Below are 22,402 nucleotides of genomic sequence, written 5' to 3' on the forward strand. Positions count from 1 at the left end.
AATGTTTTATTTGAAAACCTAAACTTTCAGTTTAGAAAAGCATCCTTTCAGTTTAGCACTGAAAGGATGCGGTTTTACAAAATCAATTCAATTACAGGTCTGTATTTCCAAGGTTTCCACCGTGGAAGCCTGAGCAGTTTACATTACCATATCTCAGGGTCTGTAAATCATCCGCCGAAACGTTATCATAAAGCGCTTCGGAGGCATCCTTGAACAAAGCATTCCATGAGGTAGCAATTCTTAATCCGGAGATTTCAGCATCCTGAACATTAATGTTAGCCTCGCCACCTGCAGCAAAGGCATCCGCTACTTCTCTGATAAACACGATCTCCAATCCAGTAGTTACGTCATGGACATCTCCTCCCTGATTGGAAGCATCAACTACCGCTTCAGCTACAAGAGACTCACTCTCAATTGCAGGAATATCATCTCCTTCTTTGAAAACAAATACGCTCACGGCATCGTTTGCCGGATCGCCTTCCAGGTCTTCGTTGATTTCCACTTTCATAACCACAGCATAAGTGGTACCCAATGTATAGGAAGTGCTACCGTATTCTACCGTACCGTCGTCACCAGACTTGGACACTCCAAAGTTGAATCCGCCGCTACCATCATCTTTAACATTCAATTTCATTGCATTGATACCCACGAATGAAGCATCGCCAGTCAGCATCAGGATTGCATTTTTAAGAACAGGAGTCTCTTCAGGATGCACTTGCACCACTTTAATCATGGCTGCCATGTAAACGTTACCTGAAGTTATCTCGTTACCATCGTCAACGAACCTTCTACCAATTGCGGAGTTTTTAGATTCTGTTGCACAATCGTTTCTTTGCCTTTGATTGCTACCATCTTTTCCAAGTCTGAGGTTACGTCCGGTACCAGAACCTGGATACCCTGTAAAACTCAAAGCATTATCACCCATTGCTATACCAGCCATTCTTTGCTGTATGTACCAGGTATCAAATACTCCTGTACGCTCCAGACCAGTGATTACATCTACCGATCCATCAGAACCATTATAAGCAGCGGCCAGTCTGTATCTTGCGGAAACAGGCACGATCGCACCGGTAAATCCGGTTTCACCATAAGTAGGGTAGGTTTCATTGATCGGATAATCGAAATAATCCGCCCAGAATAGCACACCAACAGAGTTGGAAACCACAGCTTCTACATCAAATGTAGTCTCTGCATCTCCTACACTCAGGGTTATCGTTCCCGTAACAACTCCCAGAGAAGCCGAGATATCCGGTGAGGCCTTCACAAAGAAAGAAGTCGCTGAAGCATCAAGAGATGCTGTTGCTGCATATGTGCCCTCGGCTGTAGCAGAAACTACAAAACCCGCAGAAGCTTCCGCAGTGATCGCAGATGAAATGTTAATAGATGTAAATGAAACTTCTTTGGCATTCGATTGGGTTCCCGGAATCACTTCTCCGAGTTTGGTTACTTCACTGGAAGCAGCAACAATGGACTCTCCCTCATTATCCAGGATAGTCAGTTTGAATGATGCAGCTCCGATGGTTGCGGACTCTCCCTTCACATTACTTAATGCAAAGGTCACAGATCCATCCGGAAGGTTTTGATCATCATCTATTACAGTTATCTCGATTGAAATAGACGCATCTCCCTGGCTAAAAGGGATTGATATTGTTCCCCCATCTTCAGCAGGTTCTGTTGTATAATTAACGCCATAAGTCAGATTGTCTACGGTTGAAGTAACAACTGCTTCCCCCGCTTCCCTGGCAGGAACAATAAATTCATAAACTAAGGAAATTGTTGTATCCTTTTCAATAACACTAAGCTCTCCCGATCCGGAAAGCGCCAGCTCGTTTTCTAATTGATCTGAGCCCTCGTCTTTATTACATCCGCTTAACCAAATAAGCAAGACGCCAAGGACGACCAGAAACATTGGATAAAATTTGTGCAAGTTGTTCATACCTTTTGGTTTATTATTTGAAATGTGAATTACATCCCAAAAGTGGCGGATACTCAAACCAGCAAGGGGGAGTCTTTCTGCAACAAACCGGTTATTTTCTGCAATTACTTCAAAACAATATCCATAGAGGCACTTAATATTATCAAAAACATAATTTACTCACTTTTGTTCAGATTATCAGGCGTTTTTATACTCCTCGATACACCCCATAAACTCCTTGTTTTCAGCAGGTTGATCCCAGAACCTACGGAACAGTAGCAGTACGCAGCACCGGATAAATTTTGCGGACTTTAAAGGAGGGAACAGCCATGCTGTAGGGTACAAATGCTGACAATACTTCGTTTGTATCTACACGTCTATCTTTGCGACGTTAACTTCGTGTATGATTAAAAAGTACTGGATCCATTTCCTCCTTTTAACCCTGGCACTCGGCATAGCCGCAGGGGTATTTATTCGTATCCGCATGGGCTCCATTCCTTCCATTCGGGAGCTGAGAGAGATCCATCATCATACAGCTTCAGAAATCTACAGCGTTGATGGTGTACTCCTTGGTAGGTACTTCGTTGAGAACAGGACCAACATCAGTTTTAAGGAAATCCCTCAGCACTTCTTAGATGCATTGATCTCGACCGAAGATGAACGCTTTTTTGAACATACCGGAATAGACTATCGAAGCCTCATCCGGGTACTGGTTAAGACCATTGTGCTTCGCGACGAAAGCGCCGGGGGTGGCTCAACGCTGAGTCAACAATTAGCAAAAAACCTTTATCCAAGAAAAAAAACAGGAGTTATCGGGCTGATAGCAGCCAAGTTCAAAGAGATGGTCGTCGCGATGCGACTGGAAACACTCTACTCCAAAGAAGAACTACTCACCCTTTACCTCAACACGGTTTCTTTCGGAGAAAATGTCTATGGTCTGGAGACTGCAGCTTCCCGGTATTTTAACAAGAAGCCGCTTGAACTCAACATCCAGGAATCTGCAGTGCTGGTCGGTATCCTAAAAGCCAACACCGCTTACAACCCGAAGTTGAATCCAAAGCAGGCGCTAAAGCGTCGCAATACCGTACTGGCTCAAATGGCCAGACAAAATCACCTGACCAAAGTGGAACTAGATTCGCTTACGGCACTACCTATCGAACTGAATTATCGCCGTCATACCAACGAACGTGGCACCGCTCCCTACTTCAAGGCAAAGGTCCGATCGATGATCGACAGCATACTGCTAACAGTGAAGAAACCTGACGGCACTGCCTACAACCTGGATCAGGACGGCCTGCGCATCACTCTACCCATTCACTCCAAACTACAGTCCTTTGCGGACTCAGCGGTATCTGCCCATTTATCAAAACTGCAAAAGCTATTTAACGAACACTGGGCCTCGACCAAACCTTGGAATGAAAAACCGGAAATCCTGGAATACGCCATTAAACATGCGGTTTCAGTACAATCATCGAATTCATGGCTCAAAGAATCCAAACCCATGCTGATCTATAGTCCAAACGGACCTCTGGACACCGAAATGACGCCACTGGACTCCATCAAACACTACCTGATGCTGCTTCAGACAGGAGTACTGGCCATGGAGCCCTCTACCGGAGAAATCAGAGTCTGGGTTGGAGGATTAGATTTTGAATACTTTCAATTTGATCATGTTATGGCTAAGCGCCAGGTCGGGTCCACGTTCAAACCTATCGTGTATGCTGCCGCCCTGGAAAATGGGGTCGATCCATGTGAGTTTTTCAAAAACAAAAAGGAGGTCTACGAAGAGTATGAGGATTGGTCACCGGGCAATGCCAACGACGACTATGAAGGGTATTATTCATTAAAGGGAGCGCTGACTAACTCCGTCAACACGGTCTCTACGCAGATCATAATGGAAACAGGAATTGATGAGGTAATTGAACTCGCTCACGAATTGGGCATCAGACAAGAACTCCCGGAAGTACCTTCCCTCGCATTGGGGACTGCGGACATTTCACTACTTGAAATGGTATCCGCTTACGCGACGATTGCCAACAAAGGCATTCGAAAAGAACCGGTTTTTGTTCTTGTAATTGAGAACGCCAATCATGAGATCATCTGGCAGCACCACAGCGAGGAGGAAGATAAAGAAGTGATGTCAGCGGATAATGCTCAATTGATTACCAATTTCATGCAAAGTGTGGTAAATCAGGGGACTGCAGCATCACTACGTGGACGATACAACATCGATATCGAGGTAGCCGGTAAAACCGGAACCACCCAATCATACGCAGACGGATGGTTCATTGGTTTTACACCGAATATTGTCACTGGTGTATGGGTAGGCGCTGACTATCCGGGCATTCACTTCAGAACCGGAGAATATGGACAAGGCGCCAGAATGGCCCTCCCGATTTGGGCACTATGGATGAAGCAGACCTTAAAAGAACCTGAGTTTTCTTCGTGGAACGAGTCCAAATTTGACTCTCTCAACTTGGAGCTGCAAGAGAAAATTGACTGCCCACTTTATGTCGAGGAGATGTCCCTGTTTGAGCGATTGTTTGGAGTGAAGGATCGCAAAAAAGACACGGTCGAGAAAAAATCAATTATCGATGGACTGAAATCATTTTTCAGGAGAAAGAAGGATTGAGGACTAAACTCCCTTTCTTATTATTCTTTGATTAGCCTCTAAAACATCGATAATGATCCAATTTTACAAATTTGTCCACCTTCTTAGGTAGCACTATTGATATTATTGGCTTTGAAACAATAGTAATCCATCATCAAATTCATTCATGAAGAAATTACACAAAATAGTTTTTGCCCTACTTATACTGTTTTCATTTAATGGCCAGGCCCAATACAGAGGTCCGGCTGATTCTGTCTACTTATTTGCCTACTCCCGCGATGAGGGAAAAAGTGGTCTGCTTCTTGCCTGGAGCAGAGACCAGGTGAGTTGGTATGGAATTGGACCACATCAGCGATTTCTTTTCAGCGACTTTGGACGCTGGGGTTCACAAAAGCGTATGCACAACCCCTATCTCTTTCAGGATGAACAAGGGACATGGCATTGCGTCTGGTCACTCAATAAAGAGATCACTCAACTGGCTCATGCATCATCTGCGGATCTCATCAAATGGATCCCACAAGTGTACCCGGATGTAATGACCGGTGGCGATATTAATGATCCTGCGATCGAAGCCGTGGGTGATGGACAATATCAAATCTCATGGTATAGTAACAAAGAAGAAGGCAAGTCCTACTATCAAACCACCACTTCTGACTTCAAAGCCTTTAGTACAACAAAAAGACTTGAGCAAGCTGCGAAAGAAGAAAGGATCGAAGCGAACGTGGATGGTACTGTTTACCGTGGGATGATCCACAAGGTATCCTGGGAAACGGTAGAAAAACTGATCCAACAAGCAGAATGGGAGCAATTCCATGAAAACCAACGTCAGGAGCGCCTCAAGGATGACCCAATCCGTTTTGGAGATCTACAACCTGTCAATATTGAAGTAAGTCTCCAACCCGAAAATGAAAAGGCCATTAGCAATGAGCTTATGGGTATCTTTTTTGAAGACATCAATTATGCCGCTGACGGAGGCTTGTATGCAGAACTGATTCAAAACCGGGATTTCGAGTATCACCCTTCTGATAAAAGAGGGAGAGACAAAGAATGGAACTCCTATTGGTCGTGGTCCTACGAAGGAGACAAATACGGCTTTGAGATTGATAGCCTCAACCCTATTCACCCCAATAACAGCCACTATGCAGTAATTAATGGAAAACCGAACGGATCCGGCCTTGTGAACGAGGGCTGGGATGGAATTGTGCTCAGCAAGGGAGAGAAATATGACTTCTCCATTTATGCTAAATCTTTGGATAAGACGGGGAAATCGATCATTGTCAGGCTAACGGGCAAAGATGGCTCCGGCAACTACGGTCAAACCACCATCAAGAAAATCGGTGCTCAATGGAAAAGTTACCCTTCTGTAATCACGGCCACCGATGATCTGGTGGACGGGCGTTTGGAGATCATCCCTCAACAGAATGGTAAGCTTGCCTTAGATATGATCTCCTTGTTTCCACGTAACACCTTCAACGGCCGCAAAAACGGACTAAGAAAGGATCTGGCTAAAGTCATCACCGACCTGAACCCTCAATTTGTACGTTTCCCGGGAGGATGTGTAGCACACGGAGATGGCCTTGGCAATATCTACCGATGGAAAAACAGCATCGGTCCGCTGGAAGCAAGAACCCCGATGCGAAACCTCTGGGGATATCATCAAACCCTTGGATTGGGGTACTACGAATATTTTCAGTTCTGTGAAGACATAGGCGCAGAGCCTGTGCCTGTACTGGCGGCTGGCGTTCCTTGCCAAAACTCCGGTGTTGGGGGTCATGGTCAGTGCGGTGGCATCCCAATGAATGAAATGGATGAATATGTTCAGGATATTCTGGACCTGATAGAATGGGCGAATGGCGACAAGTCCACCAAATGGGGTAAGGTGCGAGCGGCTGCCGGACACCCGAAGCCATTCAATATGAAATACATTGGCATTGGAAACGAAGACCTCATCACAGACCTTTTCCAGGAGCGTTTTGAAATGATCTATAAAGCTGTAAAGGCAAAATACCCAGAGATCATCGTTATTGGAACGGTTGGGCCTTTCTATAGGGGAACTGACTATGAGCATGGTTGGGAGTTTGCTCGGGAACTTGATGTGGAGATGGTCGATGAACACTACTACCAGCCTCCGGGATGGTTTATCAACAATCAAAATTATTACGACAAATATGACCGAAAGGGACCTAAAGTATACCTTGGAGAGTATGCTGCGCACGTCCCTAACCGCCGCATGAATATCGAAACTTCACTGGCTGAAGCACTTTACCTCATTAATGTTGAACGAAATGCTGATGTGGTGACCATGACTTCATTTGCGCCTCTACTAGCGAAAGATGGACACCACAACTGGACACCAGACCTTATTTACTTCAACAATACCGAGATCAACCTGACGACGGATTACTTTGTGCAAAAGCTCTTTGGCCAGCATTCGGGGAACTACTACGTCCCTACTACCGTAAGCCACTCCAATCAATCGCAGGAGGTGAAAAAGAGGATTGCCATATCGGTGGTGAAAGATGAAAACAGTGAAGACCTGATCGTGAAAATGGTCAACCTGCTGCCTGTAGCTACTAATGCAAAGGTAGATTTATCGTCCATCGGTGTCGAGCCGCAGCAGTCACCGATTTATATCCTTACCGGTAAGCCTGACGACGAAGGTATAGCACCTAAAGAAACAGTCATTGATGTCTCTGATAATCTGGAGTATACCATGGAACCATACTCCTTTAATGTGTTCCGCGTGAAGACGAAGTAAGACTTCCGATTTACAGCGCTCTGCCCTTATTGGTGCTATCATCAATAAGGGCAGAGTTGTATTGACTAAAAATTTAAGGAAAGACTTGATCACAAGCCGTGTCGGAGACACTCGTTGATCATGATTACTTTGAAGTCACCCTTTGGAAGACTTCAAAGATCAGGGGCCACCAGTTTTAGCTTGAGGCATTACAAATACCTTTTACAATTTCGGCCGCAATGCAATTGCGTCCGGGCTCGGAACTGTTAGCGATGATACCCACTGATCCAGACGGATAATGGATAGGTTATTTGGACATTCCGAGCCAAATCACATTGATCCAATTTTAGGCTTTGCTTGTAAATGAACAGATGTTCTTTGGTGTAAAAAATCCATGCATCATCTACTAAGGCATACTTCTTAACCTTACGAACCGGGTACTGAACCTCGTCGATCTTGATGTAATCTTTTGTGATGGCGATCCTCGTTGTATAGCCTGATTTCATGTACATGGCTTCAGCAGGAATAGGGTCCTTGCTATCAAATACTATAGCATCAGAAGAGTCAAACACCTTTTTGGGAAAGGTACAGGATCCCAGGAATAGTAAAGCTGCGAAAAATAGGTAAATAGTTTTCATTTTGAATTTGCGGCTATCTAAACTTTGTTAAACCCAAAGCACACTAAATATATAGCTATCCAATGAGGTTTAGGACTTTTTATTCCTAAAAACGTTTTGCTTTTCCGAGACTTTGAAAGCTAATTCTCTACACTCCTGACAAGTAGGAGGTGTGTGCCATTCGCAGTTGCGAGCTTGAAATCGTACCCGATACTTTCAAATAAAATCGGCCTGAGAAATTGATGACTCGATTCAACCATTGATGCCATGACCTGAAGTCATGGCATCAATGTCCAGGCCTTAATACATCCCTCAGAAGTGTCGAAAGACCGGATGGGACCTATAACTAACACCAAACTCCAACAAAGGCAGAAATTCAATCCGTAGGTCGTCAGGTCGCAAGACCTGGCGAGAAGCTAAATTCATCAGACCTAAAGACCTGACGAGAGACTAAAAGTGCGCATTAACCAATGACCGCTGATGCGATTCACTCAAATATGTGCTGGATATAAAAATTCCGATCTGGAGTATCCATCAGTTGCAAACTGGCGGCAGGTTCAGAAATGCGAAAAAGGGTAAGTTTTGCAATGAAAACTTCCACAACTTTCATAGTAATTCGTTTGAAACTGGCCCATTAAATTTTGACCGCATACGTATGCAATGTTCCATCCAGGTCTGATCTGAAAATCACCCACTGACCATCAGGCGAAAAGTGAACATTCGGTTCGATAGGGCGATAAGAATGGTATTCCATGTTGACCAGTTTTTCTGCCTTTAAGGATTCCCCTGAGGGTGTAAACAAGTAAATCCAACAGCCATTTTCTGCAAGTGCCACCTGGGTCGAATCCCCCCCATCTCCCGCGAACAACTGCTGATCCGGTGATATGTTGAAGTGGATCGACCACTCATCCCGATCCATTTGATAAACTGTTCTCTCACCATTCTCTACATTGACGCCCGCCAGAAAAAAGGTCTCTCCGCGAGGCCTTTGCAGATCGTACCAGATGGTTTTTCCATCCGGACCGAAAAACTCATGTCCTGCAATTTCCCGATGCATCGTGCGCTCATGCATCAGCTTGTTTTTGCCGGTTTGCACATCGATGGTCCATATACGATCAACCAAATGCCATGGACCTTCATGACAGTACATGAGCAAATCAGGATCAGTTGGAGAAAACTGAACATGATTAAGCCAGGCACGTTCCTGATAGAGCTTTTTCAATGCACCCGATTGGGTATTCACCGTAAACAAGGTATGCGGAACCTTCGCCTCATAAATGAGATTGAAATAGTCCTTCTTTTCGGGATTGGCCCGATAAATGGAATCCTTCACCGGCAACGCGAAACTTCCGGCCAGCAAAGTTCCATCAGCGTTGATCGTTGATATTCGTGCTTTGAAATCATCTGGAAACACGTACACTAACCTGCTTTCCTTAGTCAGGATATTTGTGGCAAAAACGCTGTCACTGCTTTGATAAAATACTTCCCCGGTACTCCCCGAAACGATCTCTCCGCCAAAACGCGACGGATGACTGGTGACCTGTTCTATCGCTTTCGTATTTAAGTTGACCGAAAAGATCTGACGACCTGAATCTGTGTTCCCATAAAAAACCATGACATCGTCTCCATTCTCGGCTTTTACAAAGGGATAGTTGTGAAAATAAAAGCTTCTGCCCCCTTTTTCTCTTTTCGTTAACCTGATAATGCGATGTTTGGTATCTGCATCAATCCATTCGTCCGGCATAGGCTGACCTCCGGATTTGAGTACTGGAATATCTTCACCCCTCTCCTGGCTGCTCGACTTTACACAACCAGGCAACAGGGAAGTCAACAACAGGTATGGCAAAATCCTAATAAGATTTCGAATCATCACTTTGGGATTATGGGTCAAAAACTTTTTACGCCTATAGCTGAAAGGGCAATAGCTCTCCTAAAACCATCCGTCGATGGCTCTGACTCAAATATCATGGTTCTCCGGCCGACCAAAATCGGCCAACACTGATCTGGTTGAAAAGACCGGGAACTAGCCGTTTCTATTTCACCAAATCACCCAGCCCACAGTCCTTCAGCTCTTTAATCGCCTCTGCTACCAGTTTAGCATTGATAATTGCCCCCTCTTTATTGGTATGGGTATGATCCTTAACAAATAAACCAGAGGTTACATAATCCTGACCCAATGATTCATATTTAGTAGCCACCAGATCATTCAAATCAATAAAATACGCACCTTCCATCTTAGCTGCCTCTCTCGCCCACTTCGCGTAACTCTCTGTGGCACGATCCACCTTTCCATCTTTCCAGACATTTCGAGCAACCAATGAGCATACAATTGGGATCCCTCCTTTTGCCTTAGTATCGTGACAGTATTTTCGGATGTACCATCCATAGGATCGTACCATCTCTCTTTGGCCGGTCAGGATATTATCGATCTCCTCCATTTCATCCCCATTACCTCTAATGGATCCCCTAGCTCGGAAATCATCGTTGATTGCACCACCATCATTATGACCGAATTGAATGATCACATAATCACCCGAGTCAATCTGAGCATGCACCTGATCCCACAATCCCTCGGAAATGAATGTCCTACTGCTTCTACCTCCACGTGCCCGGTTCACCACCTCCACCTGGGTTGTATCCAGCTGATCAGCAAAGAATGCACCCCATCCCCAAAGTCTGCCCTCTCCTTTTCCAGATCCATTTTGAACGGTAGAATCCCCTACCAGGAAAATGGTTGTTTTCTCTTTGGTTTGAAAAAAGAAAAGGGTTGATAATCCAATTAGTAAGACTGATAGTACTTTCATTATTTTGTTTTTTGTTCTTAGTTCAACAAAGTCCCTGCCTATTTCGAAGGAGTTAACTGTACATAAACCGGTCGATTTCGAAAAGTCTTAATCTCACCTTCGTCATATATTAACTCCGCTACCTGAAGAGAACTTCGGCGTGTTTCATAATTATCAATACCGGCATTTTCAGGCGTTTTACCGGGATGCGTAAAGTAGTAAATAAATGCTTTCTCTCCTTGTACGACTACATCCGGATGTTGACCTTTCACACGATCGTCAGTATATTTTCCGGGCCGCTGAAGGATGCGGTTTTCCTGCTTCTGCCAGTTTTCAAGGTCATTGGAAAAGTATACTCCCAGCCCCTCCCAATTATCGACTACCATCCAGTACTTCTCTTTCCACTGAAAGACTTTCGGGCCTTCTCCACGCTCACTTACCACCTTTTTCCCGCTATCGGTCCAGGTATAAAGATCCGGACTATCGGCATAGTAAATGGATTTACCATCTCGCTCATTGTTATAATACATTCTCCAGGTTCCATCCGGTTTTGGGAAAACACATGCGTCAATACATTTATCGTTGGCTAAAGGCAGCGTAGACTCGTATTCCCAGTCGATCAAATTAGCACTTGTAAGATGGATGATATGACGGGGATGTTTCCAGTTCGAAAAGGTACCCGGGACAATGGTCAGGTACATATGGTAGGTGCCTTCACGCGCTATAACCTCGGGTGCCCAATGAGAATAATCCTGCTCCCCATACTGAATGTTACAGACCCCTTTGTACTTCCAAAACTTTCCGTCCTCGGATTCCGCAATTCCAATGCGTGTGCCATGGACCCATTTCACTCCATCCAGACTATCTACATTAGCCCGCCTGTTGGTATAGAACATATACCATTTCTCCTCGGACTGATTCCAGACAATCACCGGATCAGCCGCGCCATCATGAATTGTGTCCCGATAAAGTGGTTTGGGTGCCGGGATCAACGCTTTCAGTTTGTTGAGGTCTGCGGGATCGGGATTCTTGAGGTTCTCGACAACTGTGGTCGAAACTTTAAAAACAGTACCATGACGGGTACCCTTCGGAAAATCAATATCAGATGAAATATCCGTCCAGTTCACCAGATCAGATGAGCTTAGAGCACCCATAGCATGTTGACGGTATCGATCAAAATAGACTACCCAGTTGGCATCTAACTTTGTCATAGTAGGTCCTTCTACCCAATCATCACTAATGGCGTCCGAAACGGAGACATCCCAGCTATAAAGGTCCTCACTTACCAACACATGAAGGTTCTTCTGCACCTCAGGGAATTTGGTCTCATCCTTAACGATCATGACATACCGGTCTTCAACAACCTTGATGGTCGCATCGATCACATTAAACCCAGGATCCAGCAGTAGCTCTGTTTCACTAAATTCTTTGAAATCTCTGGTGGTACAGTAATAAATGCGATGATTCCAGTCCTGCTCAGCACTATTGGCGGTTTCTTCGAATTTCCCGGGAATGGTACTGGACCAGTAAATCATAAATTCATCCCGATTCTCAACATAGAAAATCTCAGGCGCCCAGCAATTTTTTGTTGCGGGCTCATGCTGCATAACAGGAATAAATTGCTGTGGGGACCAATTGATCAAATCTACCGACGAGGCATATCCTATTCCACCATCCGACCAACTCACCGTCCAAACCATATGAAACTTGCTATCCGGCCCCTGAATGATGCATGGGTCACGCATCAATCTATCAGCGCTCAGCTCTGGTTTCAGATAAGGCTGATCTTCATTCAGTGCCTTCCAGGTCAGACCATCTTCACTATAAGCCAGGTGAAGCCCATCTTCCCCTCCACCTTTGAAATAGGAAAATAGGAAGACCTCCTCTTGCTGAGGAGGCCTGGTTTCACAGGATAATAATACCAACTGCCATAGGACAGCAAAAACAAGACTTAATCGATTCATGAATTATCCTGTATCAGTCTTTTACAATTTTACCACTCATGATACCATTACCGGTAGTAATTCTGATCAGATAGACACCGCTTTCCAACCCGGAAATATCTACGTGCTGCTGATTCATCATATCCCTGGATAACAGCTGATGGCCCGTTAATGAATAGATCTCAACTCTTTTCACCTCATTCAGATCGAAATATATGATCGATTTAGTGGGATTGGGGTAAAGCTTTCCATGTAAATCAACTTGCTCGGCATCAAGAACTGAAGAGGACCATCGAACTACTTCATAAAACAGCTGTTTTCTATCATTCAGATTACATGGCACACATCCTATTTCGCCAGCACCACCTATCAGCGCCAGACATTGACCATTGGAATTACTTTTTAGTGCAAAATATGTCGGTTCGCTATCACTCAAGACCACCTCGAATTCGTTGGTAGCCCCTGAAGCTGTCGACGTACCCTGGATTAAATTTTTCTCTACATCTAAATCCAGCAATGCACGACTGTGCAACGCTCTAACCAGGTAGTTGCCACTCGATCGTTCTACGGTCCATATCTGGTTATTTCCATCAACAGAGGGATCACCGTTAGCTTCTGATTCCAGGATCACCAGTGATCCCTGTTCGAATGATCCGCCTGCCACGGTCAATCTTTTGTTGTTATACCTGGATTTAATGGCGTATTGTACGTTCTCCCCAAGGATACCCTCCGTAAAGATGGCAGAAGTGTATGTACCGGCGGGTTGGTTGGTGTAACCACACCCCTTGCCGCGCATGATAATTGAAGTTCCCTGAAAGTCATCTTCGGTAAATAATATCAATGAAGTTCCTACTGGCAAATCCAAATCAAGGATATCACCCAGATCTACCTCCGCAGATGTAAGCTCCGACTGACTGTAACTTCCGGCTGGTACGGTTTGACAAACACGCTCGGCCCATCTTACCTGCTCATAGAACAATTGATTATCATCTCCCTCCGCACAGGTTTCGCATATCAACGAGCCATCAGCCGGATTCAAAGCCAGACATTTTCCACTCGCTTTATTTTTAATTGAAAAATAGGCTGGGTCCGTGGCATCCAGAACCATTTCAAAGAGTTGTTCATCCGTCCCGGGTTGCGTGTTGTCCAGCTCAACATCCAATCCTGCTGTCACCTCAATATAAGATCGACTTTGAAATCCTTTTATCAGATAGTCTCCAAGATATTTTTCAAATGACCAAACCTGATTTGTTCCATCCACTGCATTGTTAACATCATCTGTACCTAAAGTAATCGCGGAGCCATTATCCTTCAATGCCCCTTCCACTGTCAGAAGCTGACCATTTGCCTTGGATTTAATAGAATAAGTCAAATCCGATCCAAATAATTGTGATACCAAAATAGCGGATAGATAGCTCCCCGCAGGCTGACTGACATCACAACTCCCCTCTCCTCTAACAGACTTTGAACTTCCTTCAAAATTGTCCTGATCAAAAAGGATCAATGATGAACCTGCAGGAAGATCTAATCCAGTAATATCGTCAAGGCTCACACCTTCAGCAGCCAGTTGAGTACTTGTATACTCACCAAAAGGCAAAGTTTTTAAGCTGGACAAACAAGGGTCCGCGCTGCGAATATCAGGCTTAGGTGGAGTAACCATTCCTTCACCCAGGTAGAAACTTGGATGTGGTGGCTGGTTATACCCTACATTTTGCCAGGCTATTGCCAATCGGTATTGTGGGTCATGCATCAAGGTTCTGATTCGGTAATTAGTCACATCGGTACTCACGAAAAATACCAATGCCGAACTAGATGGCGTCCTCATCAATATTTCTTCTCGCCAGTCTCCAATCAAATCACCCATCAGCGTAGGAGTGTTCTTGGTGCCATTGTTTGTGGAAGCTCCCTCGATAAGATACAATGTCTCCAAACGATTGGAAGCAAAGCTACCTGGAACCCATTCATTGAGTACTCCACGATCCAACACCTCTCTTTGAAGGTCCTCATCCCACCAGATCCCAAAGTTGAAGCTTGGGGTATTTCCTCCTGAGGTTGATTGGGGGTATGTGGTCGTGATCAGATTACCGTCTTTGTCATAAACGCCTGAGCCATCTGAGGACCAAACTTCATATCCGGGATAATTGGGATCAAGGTCCTGCGCTACCCCACGGCCCACATCACCACCTCCACCAGCATGCACCCATTGCATTTCTCCGGTTCCGGCATTTCTAATAGACATATTCGGTCTTGCTTCAGTACCAAGTGATGACTCATGTGGCATGTAGAATTCCAGGCCACCTTCATCCGGATCGATATCTGCAAGGTGAGTTGCATCTCCATGGCCCATCAAAGTGTTATACAATCCTGAACCATCATCATCAATAGCGGCAGCACCATACAGAATTTCGTCCTTGCCATCATTGTCCACATCACCCACCGAGATACTGTGAGCGCCCTGTCCGGTATAGTCTGAATAAGCTATGTCTGTATCAAATATCCAGCGCGTCGTTAATTCCCCTCCTCGATAATCATAGGCAGCCAGAACCGTACGCGTATAGTACCCTCTACACATCACGAGACTAGGGCGTTGTCCATCCAAATAAGCAATGGTCGCAAGAAATCGGTCTACCCTGTTTCCATAACCGTCTCCCCAGGCAGATACATTTCCACGTGCCGGGTAATAATCCGTAGTCACGAGCTCTTCACCCGTTTGACCACTAAAAACCGTTAAAAATTCTGGTCCATCCAGAACATAACCGGCTGTATTACGGTAGTCTGCCCCTGCATCTCCAATCACATTACCTTTCCCATCTACTGTTCCATCTGCCGTTTTACATGCGATCTCGGCAAAGCCATCACTATCCAGATCATAAACCATGAACTGTGTGTAATGCGCACCGGACCTGATATTTTTTCCAAGATCAATTTTCCATAAACTGGTGCCATCAAATTCCAGAGCCTCCAGTATAGTGTTACCTGTATATCCACTCTGAGAGTTGTCCTTTGAATTAGTTGGATACCACTTCAGAACTATTTCATAATCTCCATCATTGTCCAAATCTCCTACGCTGGCATCATTGGCATCGTAAGTGTAACTCACTCCATCAGGGGTGGTACCTCCGGTAGGAGGCGTAAGAGGTATAAGTTGATAGAAATCAGCCCACGGTTCAACCACCTTAGAGGTATCTATTGGACTGTCATTGACCAGTGCCACTACCTTGTACTGGTCACCAGGAGATGGACTGGAGGGTACAAATTGATAATTGGTACTTGTAGTAATCGGGGATCCATTTACCAGGACATCATTTCGATATAAGTTAAAAGTCACTTCATCAGGGTCAGTACCTAGCATTCTCCAGGAAGCGTATACCCCGGATCCACCCTGATCCACAACAACCAACGCCCTGTCAAGGTCTTCCATTACTCTTTGAGAATAACCTGGGATAAGGGATAAAATCATTAGGGTAAATGCTGCAAATATTTTTCTCATAATTACTTTTTGTAGTATTCAATTCCAGAATGATGAAGGATAAAGCACATACTCTGGGTTATTACAAGTTTAAATCAGATGACTTAAGTAAAGTTTTGACAATTGGTAATATAGGGGTGGTGTTTTCGGAATTTTGACCAGGACATAAAAAAAGCTGCCCAAATTGGGCAGCTTCTCAACCGTCTAACAACTGACTATTTGATTATTAGTCTTTTCACTGCTTTCTCTCCATCGATTTCCGTGGATACGAAATATGCACCAGTCTTAAGCGCTGTAGAAAGATCAAGATTGATTCTGTTTCTACCGGTCTCAGCCATCTTCACATTTTCATATACCGTTCTTCCAGTCACGTCAATGATCTTGATATTGATCAGTTGATTTTTCTCCGCTACAAAGCTGATGTTAACAGGACCCTCTGACGGGTTAGGATAAACCTGGAAAGCATTACCTTGAAGTAAAGGATCAACTGCCAACGCATTAGGATCTCCAGTCTGAGGATAAGCATCAAACATGTAGTAAACAGACCATCTCATAATATCCCAGAAATCCTGAGTGGCTTTAGAAAGTCCAGTTTCAGTATTGATATCATGATAGGCTCTGGCCACGTTCATGTAGTAGCTTCGTTGGATCGGGAACTCAGCCACTGATACCGCCAAATCCTGAACAAACTCTGCATTGAATGAAGGATCTGCAGCAGTTCCTCCTGACTCTCTTGCTGCGACTGCAATTACATTAACTGTAGTAGCAAACCCATGTAGATATGGGATACCTCTCTCTGGTGTGGCATCAGACCATGTGATGATCTGATCCTGCTGCCAGCCCAGTTCGAAGATTGACTCATGAAGAGGATCCACAATTTTCCACTGTAGATCTACAGCTTCTTCGTTTGCACCACCGTAACCCCAAATCGCGGCAGAGTTATCAGTCATGAATCCCTCATCACCCCATGAGTTCGTATAAGTACCTGCTTCTAAGCTAATGCTCGGAACAGGGAATGCATCCCTTGCAGGGCCAAAATTAGTCAAGGCACTGCTACCAATAGACTCACTGATTACGATGCCTTCTATTCCCAATTCAACATAGAGTGAATCGTAAGAAGCTTCATTGAATACTCCAGACGGGATGTAGTGTACCTTCACATACTGAGACAAGCTATCGAATAATGTCTGGTCATAAGATGCCATTTCATCATAAGCTCCAATGAAGGCGATAGTAACCAACTCAGGCAACTCATCATCACAAGCATCAGGAATACCATCATTGTCTACATCTATTTTATCACTTCCCGCAGCACAAAGGTCACACGCGTCAGGAACACCATCACCATCTGCATCTGCATTATCATCTCCTGAAGAACAGATATCACAGCCATCAGGAACACCATCACCATCTGTATCAACGTTATCATCAAAGCCTTCGCAAACATCCTCTGCGTTGATCACGCCATCGCCATCATCATCCTCGATAACTACCCAATCTGTAGTTCCTAAAGCAATTAGTCTTTCAATCTCTCTAAGGTAAACCTCTTGACTACCTTCAGTAATTGGGAAATAATTGATCGTATCAACTGTTGCATCTGTTGTGTAAAGGTTGTCATTACCAAAACCAAAATATGTTCTATATCCAAGCGGATAAACACCTGCTCCAGTATAGTATTCATCTGTGCTATTGAACCTTGCGATAGCTACCCAGTCATCATTTGCGGCTACGATTTCCGCATTAGAAGATGTATAAGCTGCTGCAGTCATTGACAAAATATCATTTGGCGTGTAATACAATTCCAGGGAATCATCACCATCTAATGTAGCGTCGCTAAAGATAGGATCGCCAGGAAGTTTAACATGTACCTTTTGGGTCGCCGGAGCTTCCGCACCTTGAATATTGGCAATTGAATTGGAATCAAACCACTTCAATCTGCTATTCCTTGATCCCCATAAGTTGTTATTCAATATTGGGTCATTAGAATAGTGGAAAAGATCTGCAAGAGTAGCAACATCTGAACTTCCTGCACTTCTACCGATAATAATCAAATCTCCCGCGTTAAGTGCTGTTTCTTCCTCGGTAGTTACACTTGCAACACTTGCCGGCCACCAGGTAGTAACAGACATCCCAACCGACTCCAAAAAGGCTATTTGAACACTGTCGGCTTCATCATCCGTAACAAAAACAACATCACCATCCACAAGGCGTGGAGGATTAGGAACACCTTCAGCAGGAACAGTAATCCCAGTCAAATGATAAGCAGCATTTCTCCAAAGCGTTAGACCTGCTCCGGTGAAGTTAGCTCCCATTTTTGAACTCATACCTCCGATATTCATTGGTATGGTGATCATGTCAGCTTGTAGCGTCTGCGAACCAACAACGGCCCCGGTAGTCAATAAATTCACACCAATATTGGCGGTACCAACTGCTGAAGCTTTATTAGGCATTCCTAGTAGTGTGTTTGAGCCGCTAGTCACATCAACAGCTACGCCGTTACCATATTGAAATGCCTTGAAATATTCCACACCGGTAGCCTCTCTAATGTAGTTACCATCATCAAATGCACCTCTTTTGAACATTTGAACTGAATCACCAGGAGCAAAAGTTATCCCTTTAAATAATTCATGAGCTGTATCAAACGACTTCAACCAGTAATCAGCCTCTACTTCTCCACCGCTACCTGCAGCACCTCCGGTAAAGCCACGTCCATCTCTCAATGCATATACTTTATTGTAAATAACTGGAATCGCATAGGTTCCAATGCCCAGAGTTCGTCCTGGTTGATAAATAACAGAAGATGATCCATAAGATTCTTGTGCTATAATCAGATCATAACCTGTCATATCTAATGGACCCCCGGTATCATCTGCATCCTGATTGATCACTGTAACATCAAGGTTAGGATCAGCCAGGTACATTGCAAGTACAGGATCCTTAGCTACAGTTTCATCCAATGTAGCATCGTTTGTCACATAGGCCACAGCTTTCGCGGTCGCGTTAACTACGTTCACTTTTACCGTTCCTTCAATCACATTTCCAAAGAAATCAGTAGCTGTAACGCTCACTTTCGCCAGACCTGCTGCTACTACTGTCTCAGCTGATGGTTCCTGAACGGTAGTTATGGTTGCATTAGCCGTAGCATCACCAGATGATGCCATTGCGAAAACCTCGCCAATCGGCTGCCCCTCAGTAAGCGTAACAATCTCAGGGAAAGCAACATCTACTGCTGAAATGGTGTCATCATCAGTAACGTAAACAAGCAAAGAGCCATCAGCAGGCAAAATTCCTCCATCTGTTCCCCAACCTGATAACGTAGTACCCGTTGAGTGTTGTACAATACCACCGCTACTTACATGCACTCGTGCGGTATTACTAGCCACACCATTTCTCCATGGAGCAAAACCTGTCATATCAACGAGACCCCCTTCCACATAAAGCTGGCAGTCATCGTCTCCCCATCTACCCCATATGTAAAATGGTTTAGCTTCCATCTTTCCTCCGGCTTCAATGTGGATGTTCGCACCCTGCATGATATAGGCCTGAGCAGTGGCACGGTTATTAATTAATCCGCCGTCATTGATGTAAACGTTTGCGTTTGTGCCCATAGGAGCAGAGAGGTAATCTAAAAACAAGGTGTCATTCACATGAAATTCACCACCCTCCTGCATTACCACAGTGTAGTATTGTCCACCCGTTTGGGTAGCACCCCACACACATGGATTTGAGCCAGCGCCAATATTGAATACACCATCATTGGCAGTGAATGTAGGAACATCACCCGACCAGTTGGCCGGATCCTCAAAATCAGAGGAAGTAGCACCTGTCCAGGTGTAGCTACCTTGGGCAAACGACATATGTAATGTCGCCAGCAGGACTAACCCGAGCAGGATCCCTCTTTTCAAAATAAAGTTGAGTTGTCTCATAATCGTTAGGAATTTATTTTTGGGTTCAATAAGAATTTATGAACCAATATTAGAGAAATCGATTGCTTAAGGATTCTCGTAAAACCGTAATTGAGGGGTGGTAAATTCGTAATTCGCTAAAAAACAGGCTTTTTAAAGGCTTTTTTTAGTCAAATGAAGAGTAAAAGTCAGATCTGACAGGAAAGGTCGCTAGCTCAAAAAAGAAGAAATTATTGTACCTTAAATCTCTCCGTTAAGGATACGGGCTCGCCATTGTTCGTGTACCCATTGATGGTCAATTCAAAGGTCCCTTTGATCTTTGAGGTTCTAAAGTTGATGGCCATGTCACCATCGGGTTCGTAGATAGGAATCCACAAAAGCTGCTCCCTGTTATCCGGTAGGTTCTCCTCACTGGTTAAATCGGAAAGTGAAGGGTGGTAGTAGTCTTTGTTAGGTGATATTCCCGCAAGCTCTATCAGGCAAACACTGCTGTCAGGTTTGAAATCAGGAAGATTCATATCATAAGTTTCTAAGCTAACCACTCCATCAAAGACAGCCGGCCCCAGGTACTGGCGATTATTTACCAATCCTATTCTTGCCACCCTGGATAGTGCGTAATCCATCAATTTAGCCCCGTCAACCGGTAAACCATCCAGCAAAACCAATGGATCCTGATTTAAGAGACTACTGGATTTCGTCATCATAAACCCAAAAACAGGAGTTCTGTCCTTTCTGTAGTTGACCATGGGAACCAATTCCGTAAAAGTGATATCGATGTTTTCAAACCTTGTATAGTCATCAAGGTTATAGATTTTATCATACGTCAACTGACCGGCCATTTCAGGATGTTCTATCAAACTATCCTTTTTTGCCCTGTAATAGAGGTTTTCTAGTTGGTTATTGACACTTCGTTCTACAATCTGCGCAATTGCCAACGAATCAAATACAGGACCTCTATAATTGAATCTGGGGTAAGATCTCAGGAATTTATGCTCTATCCGGACTGAATAATCGGCTGTATTATCAACCAAGCCCACATAGGCCCGATTGGACTGGCTTGTGTTATTGACAGGAACTACAAAGTATCCTTCAGATTTTGTTATTGATGTTTGGATCTCTCCATAGGGGCCTACAAGAGACAAAAACACTGTTTCTGAATTCACCCCATTTCCTTCAGCATCCGTCACCCTTCCATAGATTAACTCGCTCCTGTATTCTGGAAGATACCTGACAGAAGTTTGATCTCTGGTAATGCCTTTTTGGCTAATCAAGTCAGCCAAATAGGGCTTATCAATAATAAACCCTGCGTCATGCAACAATTCGGCTTTATCTCTCAAAACACGAAACTTCTGATTATCAATAGCTTTGATAGCATAGGAACACAACTCAGAGGTATACTTACGCACAGATACACTGTAGGTGCCCTCCTTAAGATCAATGTGCATACTCACAGGCTCACCAACACCAAAAACTTTCATTATGTCGTTCTCTTCTGAGCCTTTCTGATGATTGATATATGTTTTAAGAGCTAGCGTATCCCCTGAAGCATCAAGCAAAAGGAAAAACAATAGACGATCCTGAAAATCCGATTTTCTAAAGTGAATTCTATCATTAGCTCTGAGGCTCTCACTTTTGAGCAAGTTCTGTTCATTTAGTACTCTCAGATTATAAGTACCATTGTTGGTAGGTCGCGTTTGGACCTCAACATCGAGGGATTCGGCGCTTTCCTTCAAGGATAAAACTGTTCCCAAAGCCAAAACTGGTGGCAAGTCAAAGAAATGGAATTGCCCCGTTTCATCTTCCAATATCGCTTTGTGAGTGCTGTTATTTTTTGGAACAAAAGTCAGACATCCAAAGCCCCTTTCATCCGGCACAAATGAAAGCACTTCTCCTTCATCATCAACCACCTTTCCTTTGACAATTTTCGTCCCGTCCGACTCAATATGATATCCAATGCTACTTTCAACTTGTTTAACCAGCTGGCTACTACCAGAATAGAATTTTATTTGTACCCCTTGATCTGATTCCGGATTTTGATAAGGATCAAATGGATTAACAACAATTACAGGAGATTGAAAATAATCTTGAAAATTTCTCATCCAAAGGGTATAGGCGACCAATTGATAGGTTCCTGTTTTCAAAGTAGAGGGTACAAAATAATCCCCATAACCACGCCCCTCCTTCAAAGCAATTTTCTTCTGAAAGACCACCCCTTCTTCTCCAACCAGCTCCACGTAAGCAATTTTACTTGCTACTGAAGCTTTACCTGTCTCCATACTCCTACAGAATACAGAAAACAATAACGTTTCACCCGAAAGCACCGTGGTGGAATTCAGATTGACATAAATCTCCTCCCGTTGATCATTTTTACCCTGTGAGAACACCAGGGATGGTAATACCAGTACTAGAATCAAAAAAAACC

At 44.2% G+C, this 22,402-nt stretch carries 10 protein-coding genes; 2 read left to right on the plus strand and 8 right to left on the minus strand.

What is annotated here, in order from left to right:
* Window positions 1–91: 91 nt before the first annotated feature.
* Window positions 92–1,936, minus strand: a complete 1,845-nt coding sequence (locus tag NXR94_RS08540; RefSeq protein WP_258104201.1) for a hypothetical protein — start codon at window positions 1,934–1,936, stop codon at window positions 92–94.
* A gap of 382 nt (window positions 1,937–2,318) precedes the next feature.
* On the opposite strand from NXR94_RS08540, the gene NXR94_RS08545 reads away from it, so the two are divergent.
* Window positions 2,319–4,547 (plus strand): penicillin-binding protein 1A, encoded by a 2,229-nt coding sequence (locus NXR94_RS08545; RefSeq protein ID WP_258104202.1) that lies wholly within the window; start codon window positions 2,319–2,321, stop codon window positions 4,545–4,547.
* A 145-nt stretch (window positions 4,548–4,692) separates the two neighbouring features.
* Window positions 4,693–7,284, plus strand: coding sequence for an alpha-L-arabinofuranosidase C-terminal domain-containing protein (locus NXR94_RS08550; protein ID WP_258104203.1), 2,592 nt, complete (start codon window positions 4,693–4,695; stop codon window positions 7,282–7,284).
* Window positions 7,285–7,529: 245 nt separating this feature from the next.
* Here the strand turns inward: NXR94_RS08550 and NXR94_RS08555 are convergent, their stop codons facing one another.
* From NXR94_RS08555 to NXR94_RS08590, 7 genes are all read right to left on the minus strand, one after another.
* Window positions 7,530–7,901 carry a hypothetical protein gene (locus NXR94_RS08555; RefSeq protein WP_258104204.1) on the minus strand — a complete coding sequence of 124 codons (372 nt, stop codon included), beginning with the start codon at window positions 7,899–7,901 and terminating at the stop codon, window positions 7,530–7,532.
* A 613-nt stretch (window positions 7,902–8,514) separates the two neighbouring features.
* Window positions 8,515–9,750 carry an oligogalacturonate lyase family protein gene (locus NXR94_RS08560; RefSeq protein WP_258104205.1) on the minus strand — a complete coding sequence of 412 codons (1,236 nt, stop codon included), beginning with the start codon at window positions 9,748–9,750 and terminating at the stop codon, window positions 8,515–8,517.
* 163 nt (window positions 9,751–9,913) lie between these two features.
* Window positions 9,914–10,684, minus strand: coding sequence for a rhamnogalacturonan acetylesterase (locus NXR94_RS08565; protein ID WP_258104206.1), 771 nt, complete (start codon window positions 10,682–10,684; stop codon window positions 9,914–9,916).
* A 38-nt stretch (window positions 10,685–10,722) separates the two neighbouring features.
* Complete coding sequence (locus tag NXR94_RS08570; RefSeq protein ID WP_258104207.1) at window positions 10,723–12,627, minus strand: family 43 glycosylhydrolase; 1,905 nt, start codon at window positions 12,625–12,627, stop codon at window positions 10,723–10,725.
* A 13-nt stretch (window positions 12,628–12,640) separates the two neighbouring features.
* Window positions 12,641–16,096 carry an RICIN domain-containing protein gene (locus tag NXR94_RS17135; protein ID WP_308706261.1) on the minus strand — a complete coding sequence of 1,152 codons (3,456 nt, stop codon included), beginning with the start codon at window positions 16,094–16,096 and terminating at the stop codon, window positions 12,641–12,643.
* Window positions 16,097–16,290: 194 nt separating this feature from the next.
* Window positions 16,291–20,001, minus strand: coding sequence for a T9SS type A sorting domain-containing protein (locus tag NXR94_RS08585; protein WP_258104208.1), 3,711 nt, complete (start codon window positions 19,999–20,001; stop codon window positions 16,291–16,293).
* Window positions 20,002–20,210: 209 nt separating this feature from the next.
* Window positions 20,211–22,394 (minus strand): hypothetical protein, encoded by a 2,184-nt coding sequence (locus NXR94_RS08590; RefSeq protein ID WP_258104209.1) that lies wholly within the window; start codon window positions 22,392–22,394, stop codon window positions 20,211–20,213.
* Window positions 22,395–22,402 lie beyond the last annotated feature (8 nt).

The organism is Marinoscillum sp. MHG1-6 (assembly GCF_024714475.1).
Classification (GTDB): Bacteria; Bacteroidota; Bacteroidia; order Cytophagales; family Cyclobacteriaceae; genus JAMZMI01.

Coding starts and splice junctions, on each gene's coding strand:
- NXR94_RS08540 (WP_258104201.1), bottom strand. CDS start 1,936: ATGAACAACTTGCACAAATTTTATCCAATGTTTCTGGTCGTCCTTGGC.
- NXR94_RS08545 (WP_258104202.1), top strand. CDS start 2,319: ATGATTAAAAAGTACTGGATCCATTTCCTCCTTTTAACCCTGGCACTC.
- NXR94_RS08550 (WP_258104203.1), top strand. CDS start 4,693: ATGAAGAAATTACACAAAATAGTTTTTGCCCTACTTATACTGTTTTCA.
- NXR94_RS08555 (WP_258104204.1), bottom strand. CDS start 7,901: ATGAAAACTATTTACCTATTTTTCGCAGCTTTACTATTCCTGGGATCC.
- NXR94_RS08560 (WP_258104205.1), bottom strand. CDS start 9,750: ATGATTCGAAATCTTATTAGGATTTTGCCATACCTGTTGTTGACTTCC.
- NXR94_RS08565 (WP_258104206.1), bottom strand. CDS start 10,684: ATGAAAGTACTATCAGTCTTACTAATTGGATTATCAACCCTTTTCTTT.
- NXR94_RS08570 (WP_258104207.1), bottom strand. CDS start 12,627: ATGAATCGATTAAGTCTTGTTTTTGCTGTCCTATGGCAGTTGGTATTA.
- NXR94_RS17135 (WP_308706261.1), bottom strand. CDS start 16,096: ATGAGAAAAATATTTGCAGCATTTACCCTAATGATTTTATCCCTTATC.
- NXR94_RS08585 (WP_258104208.1), bottom strand. CDS start 20,001: ATGAGACAACTCAACTTTATTTTGAAAAGAGGGATCCTGCTCGGGTTA.